The 11,222-nt window shown below is 58.4% G+C and carries 8 protein-coding genes and 2 tRNA genes; 8 read left to right on the top strand and 2 right to left on the bottom strand.

Annotation, left to right across the window (positions count from 1 at the left end; genetic code table 11):
• Positions 1–56: 56 nt before the first annotated feature.
• A tRNA-Gly gene (locus QZR18_RS05950) sits at positions 57–127 on the bottom strand.
• An 87-nt stretch (positions 128–214) separates the two neighbouring features.
• Here QZR18_RS05950 and QZR18_RS05945 point away from each other — a divergent pair.
• From QZR18_RS05945 to QZR18_RS05915, 7 genes are all read left to right on the top strand, one after another.
• A tRNA-Pro gene (locus QZR18_RS05945) sits at positions 215–288 on the top strand.
• A 198-nt stretch (positions 289–486) separates the two neighbouring features.
• Positions 487–1,833 carry a trigger factor gene (gene tig / locus QZR18_RS05940; RefSeq protein ID WP_295910656.1) on the top strand — a complete coding sequence of 449 codons (1,347 nt, stop codon included), beginning with the start codon at positions 487–489 and terminating at the stop codon, positions 1,831–1,833.
• 232 nt (positions 1,834–2,065) lie between these two features.
• A complete protein-coding gene (locus QZR18_RS05935) occupies positions 2,066–2,674 on the top strand; it encodes an ATP-dependent Clp protease proteolytic subunit (protein ID WP_156335274.1) in 609 nt (202 codons plus the stop codon).
• The gene (locus QZR18_RS05930; RefSeq protein WP_009409081.1) at positions 2,674–3,321 is read left to right on the top strand and encodes an ATP-dependent Clp protease proteolytic subunit; all 648 of its coding nucleotides are present in this window, start codon (positions 2,674–2,676) and stop codon (positions 3,319–3,321) included. Before QZR18_RS05935 ends, QZR18_RS05930 begins: the two co-directional genes overlap by 1 nt.
• A gap of 195 nt (positions 3,322–3,516) precedes the next feature.
• Complete coding sequence (gene clpX, locus QZR18_RS05925) at positions 3,517–4,773, top strand: ATP-dependent Clp protease ATP-binding subunit ClpX (protein WP_291458945.1); 1,257 nt, start codon at positions 3,517–3,519, stop codon at positions 4,771–4,773.
• A gap of 48 nt (positions 4,774–4,821) precedes the next feature.
• Positions 4,822–5,178 (top strand): chorismate mutase, encoded by a 357-nt coding sequence (locus QZR18_RS05920; protein ID WP_291458944.1) that lies wholly within the window; start codon positions 4,822–4,824, stop codon positions 5,176–5,178.
• Positions 5,179–5,467: 289 nt separating this feature from the next.
• A complete protein-coding gene (locus QZR18_RS05915) occupies positions 5,468–6,493 on the top strand; it encodes a LacI family DNA-binding transcriptional regulator (RefSeq protein ID WP_295910658.1) in 1,026 nt (341 codons plus the stop codon).
• Between the two features lie 10 nt (positions 6,494–6,503).
• Here QZR18_RS05915 and QZR18_RS05910 read toward each other — a convergent pair whose 3' ends face one another.
• The gene (locus QZR18_RS05910; protein ID WP_178705823.1) at positions 6,504–9,539 is read right to left on the bottom strand and encodes a glycoside hydrolase family 2 TIM barrel-domain containing protein; all 3,036 of its coding nucleotides are present in this window, start codon (positions 9,537–9,539) and stop codon (positions 6,504–6,506) included.
• Between the two features lie 188 nt (positions 9,540–9,727).
• Between QZR18_RS05910 and QZR18_RS05905 the strand changes: the two genes are divergently transcribed.
• Positions 9,728–11,170, top strand: a complete 1,443-nt coding sequence (locus tag QZR18_RS05905; RefSeq protein ID WP_178705826.1) for a glycoside-pentoside-hexuronide (GPH):cation symporter — start codon at positions 9,728–9,730, stop codon at positions 11,168–11,170.
• Positions 11,171–11,222: the final 52 nt, after the last annotated feature.

Genomic DNA, 11,222 nt, shown 5'->3' with positions numbered 1-11,222 from the left:
GAACACTCTGTTGAATAACAAAAGGAGCCCCGGAAATCCGGGGCTCCTTTACTCTGAGCGGGTGACGGGAATCGAACCCGCACCATCAGCTTGGAAGGCTGAGGTTCTACCATTGAACTACACCCGCGTGCGGATCGATATTACCTGATTATTTCTGCGATTGCGAAATTTAGGGTGAAGTCCCGTATTATTGGACGCGCAGACATTCGTCTCACGGGGTGTAGCGCAGCTTGGTAGCGCATCTGCTTTGGGAGCAGAGGGTCGCAGGTTCAAATCCTGTCACCCCGACTTTTTATTGCCAACGCCCTTGTGGCCTCGTAGATGAAGCCATTTGAGCGGTAAGTGAAAGTACACCGCGCTGGCGACGGGAGCCGGCGGAAAATGTGAAAGCGCACAGCCAGCTAGCAGCTTTGGCGTGAGCTGTTGTAGGCTAGTTCAGTTGAAATACGCGCATTTTGCGCCCAAGAAAAGACCTGGAGAATCCACGTGAAGAGCACTGTTGAGACCCTCGAGCCCACAAAGGTTCGTCTGACTGTTGAAATCCCCGTTGAGGAACTGAAGTCAGAGATGGACAAGGCGTACAAGAGCATCGCCAATCAGGTGTCCATTCCCGGCTTCCGTAAGGGTCACGTTCCCGCTCGCATCATCGACCAGCGTTTCGGCCGTGCAGCCGTCATCGAGCAGGTTGTGAATGAGGTTCTTCCCGGTCAGTACTCCGCTGCTGTTTCCGAGAACGAACTGCGTCCCATGTCCCAGCCCGAGGTTGAGGTCACCGAGATCCCCTCGACCACCGGTGAACTGACCGGCCAGCTGGTTTTCACCGCTCAGGTTGACGTCGTTCCCGCATTCGATATCCCCGAATACGGCAAGGACACCGTCATCGAGGTTGATCCCGTTGAGGTTACCGACGAAGACGTTCAGGAAGAGCTTGACGCACTGCGTGGACGTTTTGCATCCCTGAAGACCATCAAGCGTCAGGCTAAGACCGGCGACTTCGCGACCATCGATCTGGTTGCCACCATCAATGGTGAAGAGGTTGACTCCGTTTCTGACGTTTCCTACGAAATTGGCTCGGGCACCATGCTCGATGGTCAGGACACCGCCCTGCGTAAGACCCACGCAGGCGATGTCGTGACCTTCACCTCGACCCTCAAGGGTGGCGAGCATGAAGGTGAAGAGGCCGAGGTGGCCATCACCGTCAAGTCCGTCAAGGAGCGCGAGCTTCCCGAGGCCGACGATGATTTCGCTCAGATGGTTTCCGAGTTCGACACCATCGACGAGCTGAAGGAAGACCTCAAGAAGCAGGCCGCACAGACCAAGCAGTCCCAGCAGGCACTGCAGGCACGCGATCGCTTGGTTGAGAACCTTCTGTCCCGCACCGAAATTCTTCTTCCCGAGTCGGTCATTGAGCACGAGCTCAGCCACCGCGTTGCAGAAGATGCTTCCGCAAAGGCAAAGAAGGAAGCCCGCGAGGCTATCGAGAAGGAATACCGCACCGAGATCCTGGCTGAAGAACTCGCCAAGAAGAACGAGGTTCAGGTCGGACAGCAGGAGCTCTTCGATTACGCGATCCAGATGTCTCAGAACTACGGCATGGACATCAACCGCCTGTTCTCTGATCCCCAGCAGATCTCCGCTGTTGTCGCCGATCTTGGTCGTGCAAAGGCCCTGATCGAGGTCCTCAGCGAGGTTACCGTTAAGGACACCGCAGGCAACGACGTCGACCTCTCCGAGTTCCTCGGTAAGGGCGACGAGGAAGCAGCTGCCGAGGCCGCAGCCGAGACCGTTGCAGAGGTCGAGAAGGCCGGCGAAGAGCTCGCCGACGAGAAGTGAGCGAGCTCGAGCGTCGCTGAGATTTCCGCCTCGCGGAATTCATGACTGAGGTGTGGGCCGAAACCTTTTGGTTTCGGCCCACACTACATATGAGCCTTGGTTCTGACCTTTTCCATGCGCCCTGAGCGAAAAGGCTGCTTTTAGAGCGCCAAGTCTTCGATGAACCGATAAGTTTGGACCCAGTGAGGTTTCATGAGTGGAACCGGACCCTCAATGTGTAAGGAGAGCGTGAATGGCTATTCAAGCCTCGGGCGGAAATGAAACGCCCATGGGACTGGGAGATTCGGTCTACCAGCGCCTGCTGAAAGAGCGCATCATCTGGCTCGGTGGCGAAGTGCGAGACGACAACGCAAACGCGATCTGTGCGCAGCTCCTTTTGTTGGCTGCAGAAGATCCCGAACGCGATATCTACTTGTACATTAACTCTCCTGGTGGTTCCGTGACCGCCGGTATGGCTATTTACGACACCATGCAGTATGTGAAGCCTGATGTTGTCACTGTTGGTATGGGCCTTGCAGCATCGATGGCGCAGTTCCTGCTGACTGCAGGCGCTCCTGGAAAGCGCTACATCACCCCGCACGCTCGTGTTTTGCTCCACCAGCCTTTGGGAGGCGCGGGCGGTAGCGCAACGGATATTCGCATTAATGCGGATCTGATCTTGGGTATGAAGAAGGAACTGGCTCAGATCACCGCCTCGCGTACCGGTAAGTCTGTCGAGCAGGTTGAGGCAGATGGCGATCGTGACCACTGGTTCACCGCTCAAGAAGCACTGGAATACGGCTTTGTCGACCAGGTTATCGACAGCCCGCAGGAAATTGGCAACCGTGGAGGAGAAAACTGATGAGCACTCAGCCCTATTTCGACGCAGTTGCCCGCCAAATGCCTCAGGCGCGATACGTTCTTCCCAACTTTGAAGAGCGCACTGCCTATGGCTTCAAGCGCCAGGACCCTTACGCGAAGCTTTTTGAAGACCGCATTGTCTTCTTGGGCGTGCAGGTTGATGACGCCAGTGCGGATGACATCATGGCTCAGCTGTTGGTTCTTGAATCTCAAGATCCCGATTCGCTGATCACGATGTACATCAATTCCCCCGGCGGCTCATTCACCGCAATGACCGCGATCTACGACACGATGCAGTACATCAAGCCGCAGGTCCAGACCGTCTGCTTGGGCCAAGCAGCATCTGCCGCTGCAGTCCTCTTGGCCGCCGGCTCTCCCGGTAAGCGCCTTGCTCTTCCCAACGCTCGCGTGCTCATCCACCAGCCCGCGATGGAAGGAATGCAGGGACAGGCCTCGGATATCCAGATTATTGCGGATGAAATTGACCGCATGCGTCTGTGGCTCGAAGAGACACTCTCTGCTCACTCGGGTAAGCCAGTCGAGGAAGTTCGCCGCGATATTGAGCGCGATAAGATCCTGACTGCCGCTCAGGCCGAGGAATACGGTTTGATCGACCAAGTTTTGGCTTCTCGTAAAGCGCAGAATTAGTTGACAGCTGTGCGACTGTAAACAGTTGCTGTTTATAGTAAGCGGGAGAGGGCGTTTTGGTGCTCTCTCCCGTTCCTATTAAATGACCGGTCTTACACTACGGATTCCGCGCGTCAATTCGCTGTAAGGGACCGTGTGAATTAGGCTAGATTCCAGTAAAAGCCCACTTTTTGGGATAGTTTTCAGGAGGCGCAGGTGAGTCGTTTAGCCGACGGAGCAGAGGCCCTGAAGTGCTCGTTCTGTGGAAAGAGCCAGAAACAGGTCCGCAAGCTCATTGGTGGATCCGGTGTCTACATCTGCAACGAGTGCGTCGACCTGTGCAATGAAATCATCGCCGAGGACTCCGAGCCGACAAGCCAGCCTTCTTCTCTCCCGCTCCCCAAGCCTCGTGAAATCTTTGAATTCCTCGATTCTTGGGTAATCGGCCAGGACCGCGCGAAGCGTGCGCTTTCGGTGGCCGTGTACAACCACTACAAGCGCGTCCGCTCGCGTGAAGCTGGCAATGAAGAAGATATGTATGGCACGAAGTCAAATATCTTGCTTCTCGGTCCCACGGGTACTGGTAAGACTCACTTGGCTCGTTGCTTGGCGCGTCTGCTTGATGTGCCTTTCGCAATTGTTGATGCGACAGCTCTGACCGAGGCCGGTTACGTCGGTGAAGATGTTGAAAATATTTTGCTTCGCCTGATTCAAGAAGCCGGCGGAGATATTAAGAAGGCCGAACGAGGCATTATCTACGTCGACGAGATTGACAAGATCGGACGTAAGGGTGAAAACGCCTCCATCACGCGTGACGTTTCTGGTGAAGGTGTGCAGCAGGCTCTTCTGAAGATCATCGAAGGTACTGTTGCTTCGGTTCCCCCGCAGGGCGGACGTAAGCACCCGCACCAGCAGTTCTTGGAGATCGATACCTCTGGAATCCTCTTCATTGCTGCGGGAGCATTCGCGGGGATTGAAGACATCGTGAAGGCTCGTTTGGGACAGCGTTCGACCGGTTTTGGATCCGAGCTAAAGTCTGCTGCCGAGATGGGTGACCTCTATGAATCTGTCACCGCAGAAGACCTTCACAAATTCGGTATGATTCCGGAATTTATTGGTCGTCTTCCCGTGCTGACCTCGACTAAAGAACTTTCTGAGGAAGATCTGGTTCGAGTGTTGACCGAGCCGACGAATTGCTTGGTCTCGCAATACCAGCACCTCTTTGAACTTGATGGAATTACCTTGGAGTTCACTCACGAGGCCTTGCTTGCCATTGCGGAGCTGGCGAACAAGCGTAAGACAGGGGCGCGAGGCCTTTCTTCCGTTATGGAAGCAACTTTGTCGGATTTGATGTTTGACCTTCCCTCGCGTGATGACATTGCCCGCGTGGTCGTCACGCGCGACCTGGTGGAGGGCTTGGGTGAGGCCGAGCTGCATCCCGAATGCTCCTCGGAAGGAAAGCGCAGCGCCTGAGCCTTCCCGCTAGACTTCTGATCAGTCCATACACACCAGGAGGATTGCATGCAGGATCGTGACGAGGCCCAGGTGGCTGCATCAGCCGACCGCGCGGTAAGCGGTGTGCCCGCCGAGCTGGCGGAGGCTCGCGCAACGATCGATAACATCGATGCTGCTCTCGTTCACATTCTCGCCGAGCGTTTCCGCTGTACGCAGCGCGTTGGCTACATCAAAGCACGTCTGGATCTGCCTCCCGCTGACCCGGATCGCGAGGCTCGCCAGGTTGAGCGCCTACGTGCCCTGGCCGCTTCCTCTGGCCTTGATCCCGATTTCGCGGAGAAGTTCCTGGGCTTCATGGTTCGTGAGGTCATCCGACACCACGAGGATATCAAAGCCGAATACGACGAAGGTTCGCGCCTCTGAGCTGTGCTATCTCAATTTTGCGCACGATTCTCTTGTGACTCTTTCAGCTTTCGACATTAGCTTGTCCATATTCCGCGGTCTTGACGATTCATGCTTGTGAGCGGCTTTGGGGGATCACATACGAGAATGTGTATGAGTTCCGACTGTGGCCGCTGCGCAGGAATGAACGATGGCCGCCCGGATTCGTGCGAGCGCGGTGGGCAGGGTGTGCGGCGTTTTAGCAGCTCGGTGCCACTTGCGTCGGCTAGACTGTCATGAGCGACCGTGAGGCGTTTCGGGACGGGATGTGATGGTTAATTTAGGCGATATCGCAAAAGCAACGGGATACTCCAAGGCCACCGTGTCTCGTGTCCTGTCGGGCGATCTGAGCTTCGCCGCGAAGGAATCGACACGCCACCGAATCATCCAGGTCGCCAACGAGCTCGGCTATGCGCTGCGCACCTCCCGCGCCGGAATTCCCATGACTGTCGCCGTGCTAGAGAACTTCGATGCTTCGCATGGGCCGCGGGACGCTTATTTCTCTGACGTGCGTGAGGCTCTGCGAGAGCGCGCCGCAGAGAACATGATGAGCCTGACATTCTTTCCCGACGTACGCGCGCTGATCGAGGCAGGCGAGGAGTTCTCCGGTTTCGTTTCTTTGGGTCCCGCGCCGATGCAGCGCGCCGATCTTGCCGCGCTGCATGAGGTGCTGCCTCACGGTGTCTTCATCGATATCAACCCTGCGCCCGCGCTCTTTCACTCCCTGCGACCCGACCTGCAACAGACTGTCATTGACGCGATCTACGCGCTACGCGAGCAGGGCCGCAAGCGCATCGCCTTTATCGGCGGCGACGGACACATGATGGGTTTGCACGTGTTCGCCCAGGATCCCCGCACCGTGGCTTTCGATGAGTGGACGCGGCTGCTGCATATGGACGTCGATGGGCTCGTTTACGCAAGCGGAGCTTTCACCGTGGAGAACGGCCGCCGGCAGGCCGAGGAACTCCTCGACGCCGCCGGCGACGAGCTGCCCGACGCGATCCTCGTTGCTGCCGATAGCCTCGCGGTTGGAGTCCTTCAGACCCTGTTCGCTCGCAAGGTCCGCGTGCCCGACCAAGTGGCCGTCCTGTCCATCGACAACCTAGAGATATGTGAGTACACTGCTCCGCCACTGAGCTCGTATGCGATCGAGAGCTCCGAGCTTGCCGAGACTGCTCTCATGCTCCTGTCCGACTCAATCGTGGGTCGTTTTCAGCATAAGCACCACATTCTGCTGTCGACACGCCTGGTCGCGCGCCAGAGCTTTGTACCCGCGCAGGAGGAGCCTGATTCCTGACCCGTCTGCCTCAGATGAGGGACAGTCTCACGTCGAGCACCTGCTTGCCACTGGCGTCGACCTGGAACTCGTCGTGGACCGGGGAGCCCCAGGAATTATCGCCGCCCACGCCCATCTGCGCGCTGAGTAGGCGCAGGTAGGTCGCCGAGCGAGAGTCGGGTGCGGGCAGCTCCCACCAGTGGGCAGCCTGCTCGATTTGGGCTGAAGAATAGGGCAGGAGCGATACGCCAAGGTCGCCGCATGCCTCGACGCGCAGGCCGTGGCCATCGGCGTCGCTCGCCTCACACCAGCGAACTCCCGGGTGGTAGCCACACTCCTGGGGTACTGCGTAGGGTGCGATACCCCTCGCAGCGCTGGTCTCCCACACTCCCAGCGTCGCCCCATCCAAGCGGTCTGCGTAGGCCTCGACGGGGCCGAGGCCGTAGAAGCGCAGGTGATCGATCGTCGCCGGGAGAGCCCACTCTATGCCGAAGCAGGGCATCGTCGGGAGGCCCTGCGTACCCGGGTAGGTTGCGGTCAAGCGGATCGTACCGTCGCTGCGCAGCTCGTAGCGGACCGGAACGATCACCTCATTCACTCCCGCGAGCTTGTACTCGTAGGTTACGACGACATTGCCCTGACCTTCTTCGACGTTGGTGGCCACGCAGCGCGCATAGGCGCCCGCCGTTGTCCAACACGCACGATCGAATCCGTGACCGCACCCCCGGTCGTTGTCCGTAAGCGGACGGAAGGTAGTTAGGCGCGGCGGGTGCAGCACCGTGGCAGTCTCCCCGTGCTTCCACTGGACGATACCGCCCGCCGTTCGAGACAGCAATGCCTCGTTGTGCCCCTCATGCATACCGATGTTCCAACGCCCCACCGTAAAGGAGGCTCCGCCCGTGGGTGCACTTTCCGTTAGCTTGGGGCGCGAGTAGACGGTCTGTCCGACGGAGACGATGTGCCCGGCACCGCACCAGGGGGTATCGGTGGAGACGAGGAGTGCCCCCTCAAGGACGATCTCGCGCTGGGTGTCGGCCAGTAGCTCGCGCGGCCAGTTAACTGGGACCTCAGCGCACTCGTCATAAGCAGTTACGGTCGGGTATGTTGTCTCCCATGCGACTTCGCCGTCTGCGAGGACGCGGGCGCGGATGCTCAGATCCGCCAAGGGAACGGGCAGGTTTACCGCGGCGACCTCCACGCCCGTATCGGTCGGGACCAGCGTCACCGGAGCGTAGAGGGCTTTGACAGCCTGCGTCTGGGGCTTTGGTGCTCGGTCTGCGAAGAGAATGCCGTCGCAGGAGAACTCCCAGTCGCAGGGGCGATCCTCGAAGTCGCCGCCGTAGGCCAGGAATTCGCCTCCCGAGCTGGCTGTATCCTCGTGGTAGAGTGCCTGATCGACCAGGTCCCAGATGAAGCCACCGCCGTAGGCGGGGTAGCGCTCCAGAGCTGTGTACAGCTGCAGTCCACCCACCGAGTTACCCATCGAGTGCATGTACTCGCACGAAAGGTAGGGCTTCGTTGGGTTATCCCGCAGATAGTCCTCGATTGCGTCAGGCAGCGCGTACATGCGAGACTCAATGTCCGAGACATCGTCGAACTCGCGATCCCAGGTCACGCCCTCGTAGTGGACCGGGCGCGCAGGATTGAGCTCGTGTGCCCGGCGGTACATAGAACGGAAGACCTCGCCGCCGAAGGACTCGTTGCCCAGTGACCAGATCAGCACGGACGGATGGTTAAAGTCCTGGCGTACCATCGACTCCAAGCGATCCACGCAGGCTCCCTCCCACTCCATCTTCGAACCCGGGATTGTCGTAGCGGGGGTTGGGATATCGCCGGGCGTGCACCACGAGCCGTGCGTCTCTAGGTTCGTTTCATCGATGACGTAAAGACCGTACTCGTCGCACAGATCCAAAAAACGCGTGTCGTTGGGGTAGTGGCTGGTACGGATCGCGTTGATATTGAGCTGCTTGCACAGCTTAACGTCCGTAATCATGGTATCCAGCGTCATCGTTCTGCCCGTGCGAGCGTCGAACTCGTGGCGGTTTACGCCTCGGAAGATCAGTCGCTTTCCGTTGAGTAAGAAAACAGAGTCGGCAATCTCGAAACGTCGGAAGCCCACACGCTGATTCACTTGCTCCACGGTGCCTTGTTCATCCGCGAGGGTCAGCGTCAGCGTGTAGAGGGACGGAGACTCCGCGCTCCATGGGCGCACGTTCGCCAGCCTCGCATCCAGGTCAAGGCGCTCGGCGCTCGCGAGACCATCGTGTCGCCAGACAACCTGCCCGTCCGGGGCACTCAGCTCTGCGGTGATCATCGTGGCTTCGAGTGCACCCTCGATGTGAACGGCGACGGTGAGTATGCCCTCTCCGGTTGCCGCATCGTAGTCTGCGTCCGTCTCAAGGTTTTCCACGTGGGCTGCGGGCAGTGCTACGAGGGTGACGGAGCGGAAGAGGCCGTGAAAGCGCCAGGAGTCTTGGCCCTCGAGCCATGAGGCACTGGAGTGCTCGTAGCACACGACGACGATGTCATGTTTGTCCTTATGGTTATCCAACGCCTCGGTGATGTCGAATTCGCTGGCTGTGTAGCCATCCTCGCAGTAGCCGACGAAGGTATCGTCCACCCAGATGTAGATGGCGGTTGCGAAGCCATTGAAGCGCACTCGCACGCTGCCGTGTGCCTTCAGTGTCTGTGCTACAGCCTCGTCAAGGGCGAAGGAGCGGCGGTAGACGGCGACGCGGCAGTCGCGGGGTGCGGCCGGAGCCTGAGGGTCCTCGTGCCCGTCCCATGGCATCTGGATGTTGACGTAGGCCGGCGGCCACAGCCCCTGAGTCTCAAGTGTGGAGGGTACGAGGATGGAATGAACATCGCCCTGATCAAATGCGTCGGTGGGGGAGTTGAGGGAGACGGCCATCCCTGAGGTAAGAGCCACCTCCCAAGTGCCGTCTAGGCTCTGACTGGGCGCGGTGGAGCTGTGTGTAGAGCGGGCGCGAAGTCGATTGAAAGCGAATGCCTGCGAATCGTGGAGCCAAGCATGGTCAGGAGCGTGGGTGAGAGCGGTGTGGGACATGGCGACCTCTGAACGTGCGACATTGCGGTGGAGCGAACTTGCTCTGACGCTAGGGTAACCCCCTTTCTCTTCTGTGTGCAATAAGGTAACCGTACGGGGGCCTGTAATTGAGAACTCCATTGCATTGGTTGGGTAAATACGTTAACTTAGGTGTGTCAAGGCAGGAGTTGCTTCGAAGGAGAGGGACCATGTCGCACGAACGGGGTGTGCACAAGAGCTGGGTATCGCGAATCTGCTACGCGATCGGAAATCTGGGACAGGCTGCGTACTACAATGCCCTCTCGACATTCTTTGTCACCTACTACGTGGCGCAGACTCTGTTCCGTAACTACGAGCACTCCGAAGCTAAGGCAATGATCGCCATCATTGCGGCCCTCGTCTTCATCATCCGAATCGTTGAGATTTTCATCGACCCACTCCTGGGAAACCTGGTGGATAACACCACCTCGCGCTGGGGGCGCTTCAAGCCGTGGCAGGTCATCGGTGGTGTTGGATCGTCCATCCTGCTCTTCGCGATCTTCACGGGCCTCTTTGGCCTCGTCAATGTCAACAAGGGTGTCTTCATCGTCGTCTTCATCGTCGTCTTCGTGGTGCTCGACGTCCTCTACTCACTGCGCGACATCTCCTACTGGGGCATGATCCCTGCTCTGTCTTCCTCTTCGCAGGAGCGCAGTGTCTACACTGCCCTCGGCACCTTCACGGGCTCCATTGGCTACAATGGCGTCACCGCGATTGTCGTCCCCGTGGTTGGCTTCTTTAGCGCCATAGCTGGAGCGGGTTCGGAGAGTCAGGCCGGCTGGACCGGTTTTGGCGCAGTCATCGCTGGCCTCAGCATTGTCACCTGTCTGGCTGTCGCCTTCGGCGCCCGCGAGGAAGAGAGTGTCCTGCGTAATTCGGGTGAGAAATCGAACCCCCTGCAGGCTTTCCGCGCCATTTGGCGCAATGACCAGCTCCTGTGGGTGTCCCTGTCCTATGTCTTGTATTCCATTGCCAACGTTGCGACCACAGGCTTTATGTTCTACCTCTTCAAGTTTGTGTTGCGCCTACCTGATAAATACTCAATAGTCGGTATTATCGCCTTTGTTGTCGGCTTGGCCGTCACGCCCCTGTACCCGATGATCAACCGCCGCGTACCGCGCCGCTACCTCTATCTCGGAGGTATGGTGCTTATGATCGCTGCGTACATCCTCTTCATCCTCTTCTCGACGAACCTCACGATCGTCTTTATCGCTTTGGTCCTGTTCTACCTGCCCGCCACCTGTATTCAGATGACCGCGATCGTCACGATCACGGACTCCGTCGAGTATGGCCAGTGGAAGACTGGCAAGCGCAACGAGGCTGTTACCCTCTCGGTGCGACCCATGCTCGACAAGATTGCGGGTGCTCTGTCCAACTCCATTGTCGGTTTCGTCGCCATCGCCGCTGCTATGACCAACGACGTCGACCCTGACCTGTTGACGAGCGCCAACATTGAGACTTTCAAGACCGCCGCGTTCTACGTACCCCTCACGGTGATTGTCCTGTCCTTCATCGTATTCGCCCGCAAGGTTACCCTGACTGAGGAGAAGCATGGTGAGATCGTTTCTCTCCTGGAGGAGAGCATAGTCCGCTCTGACGCCAAGGAAAGCTGAGTTTTCTTGCCCCGCCGGGGGTGAGTGACGGGGAGGGACGGGCCCGGGAAAC

Source organism: uncultured Actinomyces sp., from assembly GCA_900541895.1.
GTDB lineage: Bacteria > Actinomycetota > Actinomycetes > Actinomycetales > Actinomycetaceae > Pauljensenia.
The sequence above is the reverse complement of the archived record's forward strand: the minus strand, read 5'-3'. Positions and strand labels throughout refer to the sequence as shown.

Coding starts and splice junctions, on each gene's coding strand:
- QZR18_RS05935 (WP_156335274.1), top strand. CDS start 2,066: ATGGCTATTCAAGCCTCGGGCGGAAATGAAACGCCCATGGGACTGGGA.
- QZR18_RS05930 (WP_009409081.1), top strand. CDS start 2,674: ATGAGCACTCAGCCCTATTTCGACGCAGTTGCCCGCCAAATGCCTCAG.
- QZR18_RS05920 (WP_291458944.1), top strand. CDS start 4,822: ATGCAGGATCGTGACGAGGCCCAGGTGGCTGCATCAGCCGACCGCGCG.
- QZR18_RS05915 (WP_295910658.1), top strand. CDS start 5,468: ATGGTTAATTTAGGCGATATCGCAAAAGCAACGGGATACTCCAAGGCC.
- QZR18_RS05910 (WP_178705823.1), bottom strand. CDS start 9,539: ATGTCCCACACCGCTCTCACCCACGCTCCTGACCATGCTTGGCTCCAC.
- QZR18_RS05905 (WP_178705826.1), top strand. CDS start 9,728: ATGTCGCACGAACGGGGTGTGCACAAGAGCTGGGTATCGCGAATCTGC.